This is a genomic window from Stenotrophomonas sp. YJH_SMC_80, from assembly GCF_059372495.1.
Genome location: NZ_JCAFVP010000025.1, coordinates 17,270 through 31,714, shown reverse-complemented (window position 1 = coordinate 31,714; position 14,445 = coordinate 17,270). Strand labels below are relative to the sequence as shown.

15 protein-coding genes, 1 tRNA gene and 1 pseudogene are annotated in these 14,445 nt (G+C 66.0%); 11 read left to right on the top strand and 6 right to left on the bottom strand.

The features are described 5' to 3' along the window. The first annotated feature begins 70 nt into the window (after positions 1 to 70). The 4 genes and pseudogenes from kefB-GI to AC5P99_RS21025 form a co-directional block, all read left to right on the top strand. Positions 71 to 1,786 carry a heat resistance system K+/H+ antiporter KefB-GI gene (gene kefB-GI / locus AC5P99_RS21040; RefSeq protein ID WP_099539962.1) on the top strand — a complete coding sequence of 572 codons (1,716 nt, stop codon included), beginning with the start codon at positions 71 to 73 and terminating at the stop codon, positions 1,784 to 1,786. After that, positions 1,783 to 2,280, top strand: a complete 498-nt coding sequence (gene psiE-GI / locus AC5P99_RS21035) for a heat resistance protein PsiE-GI (protein WP_049433386.1) — start codon at positions 1,783 to 1,785, stop codon at positions 2,278 to 2,280. Before kefB-GI ends, psiE-GI begins: the two co-directional genes overlap by 4 nt. 55 nt (positions 2,281 to 2,335) lie before the next feature. Then, positions 2,336 to 3,223, top strand: coding sequence for a zinc metalloprotease HtpX (locus AC5P99_RS21030; RefSeq protein ID WP_425519438.1), 888 nt, complete (start codon positions 2,336 to 2,338; stop codon positions 3,221 to 3,223). Between the two features lie 23 nt (positions 3,224 to 3,246). After that, positions 3,247 to 3,837: pseudogene (locus AC5P99_RS21025) on the top strand (S1C family serine protease); the annotation flags it as partial. Here the strand turns inward: AC5P99_RS21025 and AC5P99_RS21020 are convergent. Further along, positions 3,818 to 4,243, bottom strand: coding sequence for an AAA family ATPase (locus AC5P99_RS21020; RefSeq protein WP_229297716.1), 426 nt, complete (start codon positions 4,241 to 4,243; stop codon positions 3,818 to 3,820). The pseudogene AC5P99_RS21025 and the gene AC5P99_RS21020 overlap by 20 nt on opposite strands. Positions 4,244 to 4,516: 273 nt before the next feature. Between AC5P99_RS21020 and AC5P99_RS21015 the strand changes: the two genes are divergently transcribed. Further along, the gene (locus AC5P99_RS21015) at positions 4,517 to 5,569 is read left to right on the top strand and encodes a DNA-binding protein (protein ID WP_043549781.1); all 1,053 of its coding nucleotides are present in this window, start codon (positions 4,517 to 4,519) and stop codon (positions 5,567 to 5,569) included. A gap of 45 nt (positions 5,570 to 5,614) precedes the next feature. Further along, positions 5,615 to 6,241 (top strand): SEC-C domain-containing protein, encoded by a 627-nt coding sequence (locus tag AC5P99_RS21010; RefSeq protein ID WP_052167764.1) that lies wholly within the window; start codon positions 5,615 to 5,617, stop codon positions 6,239 to 6,241. Between the two features lie 3 nt (positions 6,242 to 6,244). On the opposite strand, the gene AC5P99_RS21005 is transcribed toward AC5P99_RS21010, so the two are convergent. From AC5P99_RS21005 to AC5P99_RS20985, 5 genes are all read right to left on the bottom strand, one after another. Further along, positions 6,245 to 6,347, bottom strand: a tRNA-Ile gene (locus tag AC5P99_RS21005). Between the two features lie 92 nt (positions 6,348 to 6,439). Beyond that, positions 6,440 to 6,991 (bottom strand): 3'-5' exoribonuclease, encoded by a 552-nt coding sequence (locus AC5P99_RS21000; RefSeq protein WP_043549779.1) that lies wholly within the window; start codon positions 6,989 to 6,991, stop codon positions 6,440 to 6,442. Between the two features lie 223 nt (positions 6,992 to 7,214). Next, the gene (locus AC5P99_RS20995; protein ID WP_495213526.1) at positions 7,215 to 7,907 is read right to left on the bottom strand and encodes a Rossmann-fold NAD(P)-binding domain-containing protein; all 693 of its coding nucleotides are present in this window, start codon (positions 7,905 to 7,907) and stop codon (positions 7,215 to 7,217) included. Positions 7,908 to 7,918: 11 nt separating this feature from the next. Beyond that, positions 7,919 to 8,593, bottom strand: a complete 675-nt coding sequence (locus AC5P99_RS20990; RefSeq protein ID WP_005409630.1) for a ChrR family anti-sigma-E factor — start codon at positions 8,591 to 8,593, stop codon at positions 7,919 to 7,921. After that, positions 8,590 to 9,213 (bottom strand): sigma-70 family RNA polymerase sigma factor, encoded by a 624-nt coding sequence (locus AC5P99_RS20985; RefSeq protein ID WP_012480160.1) that lies wholly within the window; start codon positions 9,211 to 9,213, stop codon positions 8,590 to 8,592. Before AC5P99_RS20985 ends, AC5P99_RS20990 begins: the two co-directional genes overlap by 4 nt. 134 nt (positions 9,214 to 9,347) lie before the next feature. On the opposite strand from AC5P99_RS20985, the gene AC5P99_RS20980 reads away from it, so the two are divergent. The 5 genes from AC5P99_RS20980 (at position 9,348) to AC5P99_RS20960 (ending at position 14,445) form a co-directional block, all read left to right on the top strand. Continuing rightward, on the top strand, positions 9,348 to 10,115 hold the full coding sequence (locus AC5P99_RS20980) for a hypothetical protein (protein ID WP_495213525.1): 768 nt from the start codon (positions 9,348 to 9,350) through the stop codon (positions 10,113 to 10,115). A gap of 80 nt (positions 10,116 to 10,195) precedes the next feature. Next, positions 10,196 to 11,146, top strand: coding sequence for an acyl-CoA desaturase (locus AC5P99_RS20975; protein ID WP_149501012.1), 951 nt, complete (start codon positions 10,196 to 10,198; stop codon positions 11,144 to 11,146). 1 nt (position 11,147) lies between these two features. Next, positions 11,148 to 12,425, top strand: a complete 1,278-nt coding sequence (locus tag AC5P99_RS20970; RefSeq protein ID WP_099479657.1) for an NAD(P)/FAD-dependent oxidoreductase — start codon at positions 11,148 to 11,150, stop codon at positions 12,423 to 12,425. Further along, positions 12,422 to 13,189, top strand: coding sequence for a DUF1365 domain-containing protein (locus AC5P99_RS20965; RefSeq protein WP_024957376.1), 768 nt, complete (start codon positions 12,422 to 12,424; stop codon positions 13,187 to 13,189). Before AC5P99_RS20970 ends, AC5P99_RS20965 begins: the two co-directional genes overlap by 4 nt. Further along, positions 13,186 to 14,445 carry an SAM-dependent methyltransferase gene (locus AC5P99_RS20960; RefSeq protein WP_088436966.1) on the top strand — a complete coding sequence of 420 codons (1,260 nt, stop codon included), beginning with the start codon at positions 13,186 to 13,188 and terminating at the stop codon, positions 14,443 to 14,445. The genes AC5P99_RS20965 and AC5P99_RS20960 overlap by 4 nt, the downstream gene beginning before the upstream one ends.

Genomic DNA, 14,445 nt, shown 5'->3' with positions numbered 1-14,445 from the left:
GCGTCAGGCCGGCGCCTTGGGCGCGCAGGACATCGTGCGCTGGGCATCTGCACAGGTGGGGCGTTGACCGATGCAGGACTTGCTCGGCGCCACCCTGATCCTGCTGGCGGCATGCAGCCTCGCGGCGGTGGCGACGGCGGCGTTCAGAGTACCCGCCTTGCTGGGTTACCTCGCCGTCGGCGCCTTGCTGGGCCCGTCGGTCAGCGGTGTAGTCGCGCCGGGAGAAGCGCTTGATTTTCTGTCCGAGCTGGGCGTGGCCCTGCTGCTGTTCATGGTTGGGCTGGAATTCTCCCTCGGGCACTTTTGGCTCACTCGCAAGACCGTACTGGTGGCTGGCAGTTTGCAGATGGTCGTTGTGGCTGCGCCACTGACCCTGGTGCTGATCGGGTTGGGTCAGCCAGCCCAGAGCGCTGCACTGCTCGGCGCCGCAGCGGCCATGTCGTCCACGGCGCTGGTCAGCCGACAGCTGGCCGACCAAGGCGAGCTCACCACCCGCCACGGCCGCAGCGCCATCGCCGTGCTGGTCTTCCAGGACCTGGCCAGCGTGCCGCTGCTGGCTCTGCTGGCGATCTGGGCGCGCGGCGAGTCGCCGAAGATCGAGAGCGTGCTGCTCGAAGTGCTGGGCGTGCTGGTGTTGTTCGCGGCAGCGGCCCTCGCCTCACGCCGTCTGTTGCATGGCCTGCTGGGCTGGGTGGCGCGGCAGGGCCACGAGGAATCGTTCGTGCTCGTCTCCTTGTGCGTGGTGGTGGCTGCCGCCGCTGCTGCACACGCGATCGGCGTATCCGCCGCCCTGGGTGCGTTTTTGGCCGGCATGGTGCTGGGCGAGAGCGACTTCCGTCACCACATGGAAAGCCACCTCAAACCGTTTCGCGATGTGTTGTCGGGGGTGTTCTTCGTGACCATCGGCCTGCAGTTGGACGGAGCGCAGATTCTTTCGGCACCACTGGCGGTGTTCGCGTGGCTGGCAGTGCTGGTACCGGTCAAGATCGGGCTCAACACCCTGGCCTTGCGGGCGACGCGCCTGTCCGCCCTCGATGCCTGGCGCACGGGCATAGCGTTGGGGCATGGCGGCGAGTTCGCCCTGCTGTTGTTGGGCATGGTCTTGCAGCAGCATCTGATTCCCGCGACCGTCGTACAACCCATGCTGGTCGCGCTGGTGCTCAGCATGGCCCTGGCACCGCTGCTGATCCGCCATCACGATGTGCTTGCCCGGTTCTTGAGCCGCACCGGCGGCGTCGTTCAGCCACCCCAGGCTGAAGATGTCGAGATCGCCGCGCAGGCAGCGCGATATCGAGACCATGTCATCGTTTGCGGCGCGGGCGAGCTTGGCCTGACAGTCAGCGAAATTCTTCGACACGCGGGCGTGGCGCATCTGCTGCTGGAAGCAGACGAGCAGAAGGTCGAGGCCGCACGTGCCGCCGGCGCGCCGGTGTTCCATGGCGATGCCAGTCGCCCCGATACCTTGCTGGCTGCCGGGTTGGCGCAAGCGCGTCTGGTGGTGCTCACGTTCGACCATGCCCAGCAAGTGCTGCGCATCGCCCAGGCGATTGCCGAGCGCCGTCCGGCGCTGACCTTGTGGGTGTCATGCAGAAGTACGACCGCGGCCGATGCACTTCGCGCCATGCCCAACGTGCATGTACACCAGCAATCCTTTGCCGCGGCCCTTGGGCTGGCGGAACAGGTGATGTCGTCGCTTGGCATGTCGGCCGAGCTCGTCGAACGAAACATCAGTGCGATGCGCCGCCGTCTCGACAGCGGCAATGTCGCAGGGAGTCCATCTGCATGAAGTCAACAGGCCGCAATCCATTTCAGGTCTTCCGTGACCAATGGGCCATCATGAGTTTATACGATCGCTTCGAGCAGGTCGTCGCCCTCGTTCTGTCGGCGGTAATTGCCGTCATCATCGTGGTGTCGCTGTTCCAGCTCATCGCCATCGTCTTCACGCTGCTGGTCCTCGATGCCTTCAATCCCCTGGATCACAAGGTATTCCAGAGTGTGTTCGGCATGATCATGACGCTCTTGATCGCGATGGAGTTCAAGCATTCCATTGTGCGCGTGGCGCTGCGTCGGGACAGCATCATCCAGGTCAAGACCGTGATCCTCATCGGTCTGATCGCGCTGGCGCGCAAGTTCGTGATCCTTGACCCCGAGGCGAGCCCCGCAAAGATAGCCGCGCTGGCAGGCGCCACGCTGGCTCTGGGTGCGACCTACTGGCTGCTGCGCGAGCGCGGCGACCGCGCCGCCGAGACCTCTGAGCATGACCCGTCATCATCCCAGTGACCCGCGCGCGGCGTAGTTGCAACACCGCTGGCTCAACCGCCTGCAGACCGGGCTGTTGGTCCTGACCCTGGTCGGGATCGCAGCCGCAGCAAGGAGACTGCCGTTTGGGGAAGGCGGCCTGTGGCTCGCGCTGTTTGCCGTTGCAGGTGCGTTGCTGCTGGAACCGGTAGCCGCGTCGGCGCTGAGCTTGCGCCTGTACCGCGTACGGACCTTGCACCCGCAAGAAGCCCACGAGATGTCGACCCTGTTGCGCGAGCTGTCCGCCCGTGCCGGTTTGCCCGCCACGCCGGTGCCGCACTACGTGCCCAGTGCCGTCGTCAACGCCTTCGCCACCGGATCGAAGCAGGAGGCATCAATCGCCCTCACCGATGGCCTGCTGCGCAGCCTGAGCCCACGCGAGCTGGCGGGTGTGCTCGCGCATGAAGTCGCGCACATCGCCAATGAGGATCTGCGCGTCATGGGGCTGGCGGATTCCGTCAGTCGCCTCACGAGCCTGCTGGCGATGGTCGGACAGATCGCTATTGTGTTCAGCTTGCCCGCACTGCTGGCCGGCGCGGTGGCGGTCAATTGGCCTGGACTGCTTCTGCTGATCGCCTCGCCCCAGCTGGCCCTGCTCGCACAGCTCGGCCTGTCTCGAGTGCGTGAGTTCGATGCTGACCGCCTGGCGGCGGAACTGACCGGCGACCCGCACGGGCTGGCGTCCGCGCTGGCGAAGATCGAGCAGGTCAGCCGCTCCTGGCGTGCCTGGCTGCGGCCGGGATGGGACAATCCCGAGCCTTCCTGGTTGCGCACCCATGCGGCAACGCAAGATCGCATCTCACGCCTGCTGGCGTTGGCGCCCAGGCCAGCATCAGCGTTGCCGTTTCACGAGATCCATTTCTTGCCGGAATCCGCTGTGACGCTGCGCCCCCCGCGCTGGCGCCCGAGTGGACTGTGGCGCTGATTGCCTTCAACAGGAGACTTTTCATGGGCTACCCCCACCCGTACGCGCGCCCGCCACAGGACCACTTTATCCGTCGCTGGCTCTTCATCACCGCCTGCATTGCCGCGCTCATGCTGCTGTGGCAGTTTCTGCCCGCCATCGAGGCCTGGTTCAGTCCGCGCGAGGCGGCAGAACGCACCGTGACGGCGCGTGGCGATCTGGCGGCGGACGAGAAAGCCACCATCGAACTGTTCGAGAAATCGCGCGCCTCGGTGGTCTACATCACTACCGCACAATTGGTACGCGATGTCTGGACGCGCAACGTCTTCTCCGTGCCGCGCGGCACTGGCTCGGGCTTCATCTGGGACGACGCCGGCCACGTCGTCACTAACTTCCACGTCATCCAGGGCGCGTCCGAAGCCACCGTCAAACTGGCCGACGGCCGCGACTACCAGGCCGCACTGGTGGGGACGAGCCCCGCGCACGACATCGCTGTGCTCAAGATCGGCGTCGGTTTCAAGCGCCCGCCGGCCGTGCCGGTCGGCACCAGTGCCGACCTCAAGGTGGGTCAGAAGGTGTTCGCTATCGGCAACCCCTTCGGCCTGGACTGGACGCTCACCACCGGCATCGTCTCCGCGCTCGACCGCTCGTTACCCGGAGAAGCGGGCGGCCCGGCTCAACCAGCAACCGGATGCCGGCGGTGTCTTGGCGCAGCGAGTTGTTGGTGCCGCGCAACGAGGCCAGTGCGGCGTCGCCGCCCAGATAGGCTTCGAGGGAGATCCGCGGCGGCGATGCCGGCGTCCCTGCAGCAAGCGTCGCCAAGTACTCCCGCACTGTGGGCTGGTGAAACAGGTGAGGCGTTAGCTCGTAGGCAAGATTGCGCCCATGCAACTGCCCGGTGACCACCGCGTGGATGGCCTCCAGCAGGGTGGACTTGCCGACCTCGTTGTCGCCCACCACCAGGTTCATGTGGGCGTTGAGCGGCAGGTCCAGATGCCGAAACGACTTGAAGTTTTCGATGACGATACGTTCGATCGGCATGCACAGTCCTTTGATGACCAACGGGCTCGGTGGCGGAGCCTGGCCGCACCCTGGCTGGCCTCCTTTCCGCTCTGGGCCAGACTACCCAGCGATCGCCGGCCTTGGGCGGTTTCGTACTATTTGGGGCGCTGGGAAGGGCATGAATCGGCCTTACGCGGGATAATTCAATATTATCCCGCGTGCGATAAGACCGCCGATTCAATCTGTCGGACCGTTGAATAGTACGTAATTACATGGTATGTAATACATTACGAAATACACGGGAGAGGACGAATGGCTCGTTCCGGCTTGTACAAAAGCGATGTGCAACGGGCCCGAGACAGTCTTCGGGCCGAAGGCAGGAACCCCTCGGTGGACGCGGTACGCGTGGCACTGGGCAATACCGGGTCCAAAACCACCATCCACCGCTACCTGAAGGAGCTGGAAGAGGAGGACGGGCAAGGCGTGGGCGCCAAGATTGCCGTCAGCGACGCCCTGCAGGACTTGGTCAGTCGTCTGGCCGAACGGCTGCATGGCGAGGCCGAAACGATGGTCGCGCAGGCACAGGAACGGTTCCAGGCCGAGCTGCACAAGCGCACCCAAGCCTTGGAACAGGCCCAGCAAGAGGCCGGGAACCTCAGCGCGCAGCTTCAGCGCACCGAGACAGCTCTGCAGACAGAACGCGAGGCGAGCGAAGCCGCCAGGGGCGAGGTGGCGAGCCGAACCACCGAGCTGGCACAACTGCAGGAACGCGTTGCGGGCCTCACGGCGCGGCTGGCAGAGCACGAAAGCCACGCCCGTTCCCTGGAGCAGAAGCACGAGCATGCCAGGGAAGCCCTTGAGCACTACCGCACATCGGTCAAAGACCAGCGAGAGCAGGAGCAACGCCGGCACGAGCACCAGGTGCAGGAACTACAGGTCGGCTTGCGCCAGGCCAACGAGGCGTTGACCGCCAAGAACCATGATCTGGTGCAGCTCAACCGGGAAAACGGCCAGTGGCTGGAGCGTCACACTCGACTGGAAAAGGAGGTGGCGCAGCTGCGCCAGACCATCCAGACGCAACAGGGCGAGCTCGATACGCTGCGCCTGACGGCGGCCGAACACCAGGCGCTGCAGGTGCGCTGGGGCCAAGACGCTCAGAGTTTGGACACCGCTCGGCAAGACCTCGCACAAGCCAGAACCGAGCTGGCCCAGGAGCGCGAACGACGCGAGCAGGCCGAGGCGGAAACGCTGCGCGCCACCGTGCGCCTGAGCACCTTGGAGCCGCTGTTGGCCCAGCTACAGCCGGCCAGTGCCGGCGGCAAAGGCGCCAAGCGGATCTCATCGGAAGAGACGCCGGCGCCATAGCCTGCGAAGAGAACACCCGGCGCAACGATCACAAGGAGCTTTGGCATGAGCGTAGTCACCACCACACCCCCGGAAATCACCCGTGCCGTGCGGCGCTTGACCGAATCCGTCGTGCGCGGCGCAGAGCCGGTCTATCTTGATGTACAGCCGGAAGCCGACGCGATCGTGCACGAGTGCTTTCCCAACGTGCAGGCCAAGGTCGCGCGCGACGGTGGTCAGATGCGGTGCGGGTGGCAGCTGTGGGAATGGCCGCACGTGCTGGTTGAGGCAGAATTCCATGCGGTGTGGGTCAGTCCAGCCGGAGAACTGGTCGACATCACGCCAAAGCCTGAAGGTGAGACACGCATTCTTTTCGTGCCGGATCCGCGAAGACGCTACGAGGGCCTGGCCATCGACAATGTCCGCATGCCATTACGCGATGACCTGCTGATCAAGCACTTCATCCAGATGTCCGAAGCGATTGTCCAGGTGATGAACCGCGGCGAGCGATCATCCCAGTATGGCGAGGTGAGCGTTCCGGCCAATGAAATCCAGCCTCTTCTGCAGGCCAGGGACTTTCTGGGTCAGTCACTCGGTGCGGGACTGCGCGAACATACGCCGTGCCTGTGTGGCAGCGGCAGCAAGTACAAGCGCTGCCATGGCGCGCAAGTAGAAGCATTCTTCCGTCGTTGACGGTGGTGCCCCTGGTCGGAATCGAACCGACGTGTACGCGCTTATCTGGCGCGTGCTCTCACCGGGGTATAAGGCCGGCGCTCTGACCAACATGAGCAACAGGGGCGTGATCGATCGATGCGATCACGCCGGTATTCGAGGGTCGAGCTGGCTCAGGCGGTTCATGGGGCAAGCATACCGGGGATGGACGCCATGCCGCTATCCCCGGGCGCGACGGTAGGAGTGGGCCCACGCCGGAGCAGGAATGCGGTCGGTCGCCACCAGCCAAGCCATCCGCAAGGCCTGCGCATCCACCAAGGCATGGTGGCGCCTGGCCCTATGTTCCGGATGGGCCGCGAACCAATCTTCCACCAGCAATCCCGGAAGGCCTTCCTTGGACATGCGTGTCATGACCGGGGCCGGCCGGGGCCCGCACGCGGCAACCTGGTCATCGGGTAACTCAAACCCATCCAGGGCGTACCGCAGCAGCTGGAGATCGTTCTGGAAATCCGCCATCACTGCCGGCGCGTCGACCTCGCTGAGGAAGGCGCGCAGCTCGGTCGTCAGGGCGGCATCAGGCAGGGCTGCGTCGCCGCGGTCTAGCAGCGGGTAGACGCTTTGACGAACGAAGTCGGTGGGAGCCTCGGGCAGGCTGGCTCGCTCAGCGTAGAAAAGGCGGTCTCCACCTTCGCTCACCAGCGCCAGACTCACCAGCTCGCTGCCCGTTACATCGGCCCACTCGGTGTCCAAGAAGTAGTACGCGGTGGCCATGATTGAATGGTGCCACAGCTCCCTGGGGAAGGGCCGAGTCTGGAAGCGCGGCCGAGGGTAGAATTCAGCGATCCATCAACCGGTTAGCGAAGATCTGGCCGTGTTCGTAACGATTCCCTGCCAACCCTCAGGGACGCGCGGTTGCCCTGCTGCCGAAGCCGTTTACGCGAAGTGACTTGGCGCTGGCCGTACGCACTGCGCTGGAGGCCGCGCCGCACTGAGCTCAGGAGGCCGGATCGCCTAGGCCAGCGGCGATCCGGTTGATGTCCGCGCACTCCACCGTGGCCGGCGGATGCTCCCTGCCGGCCAGTCCAATCATCGCCTGACCGAGAGCCAGATTGCTGGTCATCAGCGATGGCGCAATCGCGCTGGCCAGCTTCATCAACGGCGCACCGCCCCAGTACAGGGGCTTCAACAGGGCATGACGGGTGCCGGTGCCCGGGACCGGCCTGACACCGCCCGGGCGCAGCATCACGGTGCGCACCGGCAGGCCGTGCAATGCGACCTCGGTCTCGCCCTTGATCCTCAACGGCATCAGCCGGCTCCGAGGGTCCGCGCCGGCACCGGATACATACAGAAAGCACCCTTCGGGATTCGCAGCCGCCCAGGCACGGGCCACCGCCAGAGTGGTGTCCAGGGTCACGCGTCGGTACTCGGCCTCTGCCGTGCCGACCGGTGGCGCCCCGGCACAGTAGAAGCAGGCATCGAACCCGGCCAGTTCATCCGACCGGTCCTGGATACGCAGGAAGTCCGGAACGATCAGTTCGCTGCCGGCGCCGCTCAGACTTCTTGGATGGCGGACCAGCGCTGTCAGGCCGGACACCTGCGGTGAGCGTTGGCAGGCCAGCGCCACACCCTGCCCGACCAGGCCTGCGGCACCGGTCAACAGAATCCGTAATGCGCCCGTCCCGGCCATCGTCATCCCCGCTAGAGTTTCACGAAACGCTGGATCTTCCGCGCCAGCCAGCCACTGAACACCAGCGGCGCATCCAGCGCTGACACGCAGATGCAGGGGACACCGGGCGCGGTCACCGGTTGATGCTCCACGTCTTCGTCCAGATCTGCCACGTCACCCGGTGCGAACAACCCCAGCGCATCATTGTACGAACCCCGCAGGATCTGGGTCAGTTCGCTGCGGCCATGGCTGTGCATGGGCAGGCATTTGCCCGGGGCGATCTTCAGCATGATCAGCGAAGGCATCTGCTCTGCACGGATGCAGTGCACGCCCGGCGCCATCCAGCGCCAGCGCAGGTCGCTGAGCGAGGCGCCGAAGTACGGATGCAGCGATGCAGGCAGATGGTCCGGATTGGCCTCAGGGCGCTCCTTCGGCACGGGGCGTGCGACCCCAGCCATGGGCACCGGCGCTTCCGCGGCCAGCTGCATCAGCATCGCCTCGCGCAGTTGTTCGCGTCGCGTCTCCGCTGCAGGTGGCTGGGTCTGCTCCAGCAGCACCGAGCCGATCGCTTCGGCGTCGCGCAGGCGCTGTCGGCAATGCGGGCACTGCTCCAGATGGGCACCGGCGACGATGCTCAACGGCGCCGGCAGCGCGCCGGCGGCATAGCTCATCAGGGTCGATTCGTGCAGATGGTGGTGCGGGTTCACAGCGCACCTCCCACTTTGGCCTGAAGCTGCAGAAAGGCGCGGCGCAGGTGCGATTTGACCGTTCCCAGCGGCATGCCCAGCGCCTCTGCGATCTCGCTGTGGCTCTTGGCCTCGAAATAGGACATCCGCACCAGCCGCGCCTGTACCGCGGGCAGTTCGTTGATGCGCTGACGCAGACGTGCCTGGTCGGCGAACTGCTCGGCACTGCTGCGCTCGATCACATCCAGTGTGGCAGCGTCCTCCACCGCTGCCTGCACCTGCATCCAGCTGCGCTCGCGACGGATGCGATCGATATGCAGGTTTCGCGCAATCCGGTACAGCCACGTACTGAGGGCGCCTTGGGCTGCATCGTAGTCGGCGGCCCGCAGCCACAGGCGCAGCAGGCATTCCTGGGCCAGTTCCTCGGTGACGCCGTCGGGTGCACCCAGGCCGCGCAGGTACACGCACAGCCGCGGCATGAAGTAGTCATAGATCCGCATGAAACAGTCGCGGTCGCGCAGGCGCGCCACGCCGTCCATGTCACCGGCCCAGTTCGTCGGCTCGCTGCTCGGCTGCTGGGAACTGGACACGGTGCGTGCGCTATCGAAGTTGAGGAGTGTGCTGGCGGCGTCAGGGTACATCTGGGTTCGCGGCGGGCGGGTGAAGGTCTGTCCTCTGTACGCGCAGGGGCAGCAATTGGATGCAGACGGCACGACGCATCCAACCGGCCGCCCCCGCCGTATGACCTGGGCCCTCCTCTTCCGGATGAAGACCCATGCGCACTGCCTGGCTGCTGCTGTGCCTGCCCCAAGCCGCGCTGGCGGCACCCTGGTTGCGGAGCGAGGGCGTGGCCACCTCCGCGCAGGGCGACCTCCTCTACCGTGAAGTGCACTGGCGACGCGAGGCAACGGAGGGCGCCGAGCGCTGGGTGCTGTACCAGTGCCCGGATGGCCAACCCTTCGCCCGCAAGCATCTGCCCGCCAGCGCCCGCCCACAGGCACGGGGCTATTCGCTGGAGGACCGCCGCAGTGGCCAGACCGCCGAGGTCGACGCCGCTGGCGACTCGGTGTCGATTGCATGGAAGGAGGATGCCGGCAGTGAGCTGCGCAGGCGCCGGCTTGAACAGCCGGCGGACGCGGTGATCGATGCGGGGTTTGATGCCGCAGTACGCCTGCACTGGCCGGCGCTGCTGCGCGGCGAGCGCATCACACTGCCGTTCCTGGTGCCTGCACGCCAGCGCTACTTCCCGGTGCAGGTGCGGCGCATCGGCCCGGCACGCTGGCAGGGCATCGACGCCCAGGCCATCGAGGTCAGCCTGGACACCTGGTACGGCGGCATCGCGCCGCGCCTGGCCCTGGTCTACGCCACGGCCGACCGTCGTCTGCTGGAGTTCCGCGGCACCAGCAACCTGCGCGATGCGCGCGGCACGTATCCGCAGGTGACGGTGCGCTTCCGCTCGCCAGCTGCCGAGCGACCGGCAGGTGACTGGCAACAGGCGTGGGCGCAGCCCCTGGCCGAGCGTTGCGCCGTGACGCCCAGGTGAAGCGAAATTCAGTTCGAAGTGGCGCATCCATTGCGCACCCTGCTGCGTAAAGGAAGACACGACACCCGCCGAGATCCGCCATGGCCTCTGTAGCGCCCCTCCCCCGTCGACGCTGGCGCCTGCTGCGTACGTTGCAGCGGTGGGTGGATACCAGCAACGCCACAGAGACCACCGGCGAACAGCCAGGACGCATCGACTGGGTGCGCGCGGTACCCTTTGCACTGATGCACCTGGCCTGCATCGCGGTGATCTGGGTGGGCGTGTCATGGACGGCGGTCGTCGCGGCCACGGCGCTCTACGCCGTGCGCATGTTCGCCATCACGGCGTTCTATCACCGCTACTTCTCGCACCGCACCTTCCAGGCATCGCGTCCGGTGCAGTTCGTGTTCGCGGTCATCGGCGCGTCCAGCGTGCAGCGCGGTCCGCTGTGGTGGGCCGCCCATCATCGCCACCACCATCGACATGCCGACCAGCCGCTGGACCCGCATTCGCCTCGCGAAGGCGGCTTCTGGCGCAGCCACATGGGCTGGTTCCTCACCCGCGAGGCATTCGCCACCGATCTGTCGCGGGTACCTGACCTGGCGCGCTTCCCCGAACTGCGCTGGCTCGACCGTTTCGATACCGCCATTCCCGTGCTGCTGGCCATCGGACTGTATGCATTGGGTGCAGCACTGGAACGCTGGGCGCCCGGCCTGCACACCACGGGCCCGCAATTGCTGGTGTGGGGCTTCTTCATCTCCACCATCGTGCTGTTCCACGCCACCGTCACCATCAATTCGCTGGCCCACCGTTTCGGCCGCCGCCGCTTCGAGACCCGCGACGACAGCCGCAACAACCTGTGGCTGGCGCTGCTCACCTTCGGTGAGGGCTGGCACAACAACCATCACTTTTTCCCCGGCACCGTGCGCCAGGGCTTCCGCTGGTGGGAAGTGGACCTGACCTGGTACGGGCTGCGCGCGATGGCGGCGCTGGGCCTGGTCAAAGGGCTCAAGCCCATCCCCGAGTGGGTTCTGGCCAAGGCGAGGTACTGAGATGCGCATCGCGGTCATCGGCTCGGGTATCGCGGGGCTGGCCAGTGCCTGGTGGCTGGATGGCCAGCACGACGTCACGCTGTTCGAGGCCAACGATTACCTCGGCGGCCACACCCATACCCACGACGTGCAGGTGGCGGGCCGAGGCATGGCGGTGGATACCGGTTTCATCGTCTTCAACCCCCAGCACTATCCCTTGCTGTCGGCGCTGTTCGACGAGTTGGGCGTGGCCTCGCAACCGACCACGATGAGTTTCTCCATGCACAGTGAGCGCAGCGGCGTGGAGTACAACGCCACCTCGCTGGATGGGCTGTTCTGCCAGCGCCGCAACCTGGTATCGCCGCGCTTCTGGGGCATGCTGGCCGATCTGCGCCGGTTCTATCGCGACGCGCCGTTGCTGCTGGCCGAAGAAGACGGTCCCACGCTCGGCGAGTACCTGCGCAGCCAGCGCTATGGCGAGGCGTTCATCGACGAGCACCTGCTGCCGATGGCCTCGGCGCTGTGGTCCTCGCCGACGGCCACCGTGCAGGCGTTCCCGGCGCGCTACCTGGCCCAGTTCATGGCCAACCACCAGATGCTGCAGATGACCGGGCGGCCAAGCTGGCGGGTGGTCAGCGGGGGATCGACGCGCTACGTGGATGCGCTGCGTCGCCGCTGGCGCGTGCATGAGCGGCTGCAATGCCCGGTCAGCAGGGTCGAGCGCATGCCCTGGGGTGCACGCGTGCACAGCAGCGCCGGCGTGGAGGCCTTCGACGAAGTGATCCTGGCCTGCCACAGCGACCAGGCACTGGCGTTGCTTGCCGACGCAGATGCCATCGAGCGTGAGGTCCTCGGCGCCATCCGCTATCAGTCCAACGAGGCGGTGCTGCATACCGATGCATCGTTGCTGCCGCGCAACCGCAAGGCGTGGGCGGCCTGGAACGCGCACGTACCACAGGATCGCGCGGCGCCCTGCACGGTCAGCTACTGCATGAACCTGCTGCAGGGCCTGCCGGGCGACATCCCCCTGGTAGTGACCCTCAACCGCAGCGAGGCAATCGATCCGGCCAAGGTGCTGCGGACCCTGCATTACGCGCACCCGGTACACGACCACGCTGCAGTGCGCGCACAGCAGCGCTGGGCGGAACTGCAGGGCCGCCGCCACACATGGTTTGCAGGCGCCTATTGGGGCTGGGGATTCCACGAGGATGGCATCCGCAGTGCCCGCCACGTGGTCGATGCCCTGCAGGCCTGCGCTCCACATCGGAACGTATCCGCCTCGGATGAGGTGGCGGCATGAGTGCCAGCGCGCTCTACATCGGGCAGGTGATGCATCGCCGGCATCATCCGCATCCGCATGCATTCCGTTACCCCATCGCGCAGCTGCTGCTCGACCTGGATGAACTCGACACGGTGTTCGCCGGGCGCTGGTTGTGGTCGGTCAATCGCCGCAACCTGGCCGAGTTCCGCCGCAGCGACTACTTCGGTGATCCCGCCCGGCCGCTGGCCGATGCGGTGCGCGACCACGCTGCAGGCACGCTTGGCTACCGGCCAGCCGGTCCGGTGCGCCTGCTCACCCACCTCCGCTTCGCCGGGCATGTCTTCAACCCGGTCAGCTTCTACTACTGCTACCAGGCCGACGGCAGCACGCTGGACTGCATCGTGGCAGAGATCACAAATACCCCCTGGAAGGAACGGCACGCCTATGTGCTGCCGGTTGCCACGGCGCTCCACGAAGGGGCGTCATTGCGTTGGCAGTTCGACAAGCACTTCCATGTCTCGCCGTTCATGCCGATGGATTGCCGCTACGACTGGCGCTTCAACCGCCCGGACCAGGACCTGCGCGTACACATGCAGGTCTGGCGCGACGGGGTGCGCCAGTTTGATGCCACCCAGGCCATGCAGCGTCATGCCTTGAACGGCCGTGGGCTGGCCCGGGTGCTGGCCTGCTATCCGCTGATGACCACCCAGGTGGTGGCCGCCATCCACTGGCATGCACTTCGGCTGTGGATGAAACGCAACCCCGTGCACGACCACCCTGCTCTTGCCGAGAAACCACGATGAACTCGATGACCCCTCTGGTCGCCCTGCCGCGCCCCGGCGCCCTGGATGCGTTCCTGCGCCGCCGCCTGCTGGCCCAGCTTGCCCCCATGCGCGACGGTCGCCTGTGCGTACGTGACGCATTGGGCGAGGTCTGGCTGGGCGATGCCTGTGGCGAACTGCATGTCACCGTTACCATCGATGACCCGGGGTTCTATCGCAAGGTTGCAGCGCAAGGCAGTGTGGGCGCAGGTGAAAGCTACATCCAGGGCGAATGGCACTGTGATGATCTGGTGGCACTGATCCGGCTGCTGGTACGCAATCGCGACCTGCTGGACGGCATGGAGCGTGGCCCGGCCCGCGTGGGTGGCTGGCTGCTGCGGGGCTGGAACCGCCTGCGCCGCAACAGCCGTGAGGGCAGCCGCCGCAACATCGCCGCGCACTATGACCTGGGCAATGATTTCTTTGCCCTGTTCCTGTCGCCGGACCTGATGTACTCGTCGGCGTTGTTCGCCAGTGAGTCCGAACCGCTGGAATCGGCCTCGCGGCGCAAGCTGGACCGCATCTGCCAGCAGCTGCAGCTCAAACCCGGCGACCGCGTGGTGGAAATCGGCACCGGCTGGGGTGGTTTCGCGGTCCATGCCGCCCAGCACTACGGCTGCCATGTCACGACCACCACCATCTCTGCAGAACAGCATGCGCTGGCCGCCCGCCGCGTACGGGAGGCGGGCCTGCAGGACCAGGTCACGCTGCTGATGCAGGACTACCGCGACCTGCAGGGCCAGTTCGACAAGCTGGTGTCGATCGAGATGATCGAAGCAATCGGCGCCGAATACCTGGACACCTACATGGCCACGCTGCAGCGCCTGCTCAAGCCTGATGGCGTTGCCCTGCTGCAGGCCATCACCATCGAGGACCACCGCTACGAGCAGGCCCGGCGCAGCGTCGATTACATCAAGCGCTATGTGTTCCCGGGCAGCTTCATCCCATCGATCAACGCGATCATGGCCGCCAAGAGCCGATCCAGCGACCTGCAGCTGATCGCCCAGCAGGATTTCGGCCACTCCTACGCATTGACCCTTCGCGCCTGGCGCCAACGCTTCCTGGCCCAGCTGCCGGCAGTGCAGGCGCAGGGCTTTGACGCGCGCTTCTGCCGGCTGTGGGAATTCTACTTGGCCTATTGCGAGGGTGGCTTCCTGGAACGTTCGATCGGCGTCTCGCATCTGCTGCTGGCCCGTCCGGACCATCGGCCCATTTTCGCTGCGACCGACAGCCACTGA

What these genes read in the sequence shown, in the direction of transcription:
- kefB-GI (WP_099539962.1), top strand. Translation starts at nt 71, where the DNA reads ATGCAGGACTTGCTCGGCGCCACCCTGATCCTGCTGGCGGCATGCAGC.
- psiE-GI (WP_049433386.1), top strand. Translation starts at nt 1,783, where the DNA reads ATGAAGTCAACAGGCCGCAATCCATTTCAGGTCTTCCGTGACCAATGG.
- AC5P99_RS21020 (WP_229297716.1), bottom strand. Translation starts at nt 4,243, where the DNA reads ATGCCGATCGAACGTATCGTCATCGAAAACTTCAAGTCGTTTCGGCAT.
- AC5P99_RS21015 (WP_043549781.1), top strand. Translation starts at nt 4,517, where the DNA reads ATGGCTCGTTCCGGCTTGTACAAAAGCGATGTGCAACGGGCCCGAGAC.
- AC5P99_RS21010 (WP_052167764.1), top strand. Translation starts at nt 5,615, where the DNA reads ATGAGCGTAGTCACCACCACACCCCCGGAAATCACCCGTGCCGTGCGG.
- AC5P99_RS21000 (WP_043549779.1), bottom strand. Translation starts at nt 6,991, where the DNA reads ATGGCCACCGCGTACTACTTCTTGGACACCGAGTGGGCCGATGTAACG.
- AC5P99_RS20995 (WP_495213526.1), bottom strand. Translation starts at nt 7,907, where the DNA reads ATGGCCGGGACGGGCGCATTACGGATTCTGTTGACCGGTGCCGCAGGC.
- AC5P99_RS20985 (WP_012480160.1), bottom strand. Translation starts at nt 9,213, where the DNA reads ATGTACCCTGACGCCGCCAGCACACTCCTCAACTTCGATAGCGCACGC.
- AC5P99_RS20980 (WP_495213525.1), top strand. Translation starts at nt 9,348, where the DNA reads ATGCGCACTGCCTGGCTGCTGCTGTGCCTGCCCCAAGCCGCGCTGGCG.
- AC5P99_RS20975 (WP_149501012.1), top strand. Translation starts at nt 10,196, where the DNA reads ATGGCCTCTGTAGCGCCCCTCCCCCGTCGACGCTGGCGCCTGCTGCGT.
- AC5P99_RS20970 (WP_099479657.1), top strand. Translation starts at nt 11,148, where the DNA reads ATGCGCATCGCGGTCATCGGCTCGGGTATCGCGGGGCTGGCCAGTGCC.
- AC5P99_RS20965 (WP_024957376.1), top strand. Translation starts at nt 12,422, where the DNA reads ATGAGTGCCAGCGCGCTCTACATCGGGCAGGTGATGCATCGCCGGCAT.
- AC5P99_RS20960 (WP_088436966.1), top strand. Translation starts at nt 13,186, where the DNA reads ATGAACTCGATGACCCCTCTGGTCGCCCTGCCGCGCCCCGGCGCCCTG.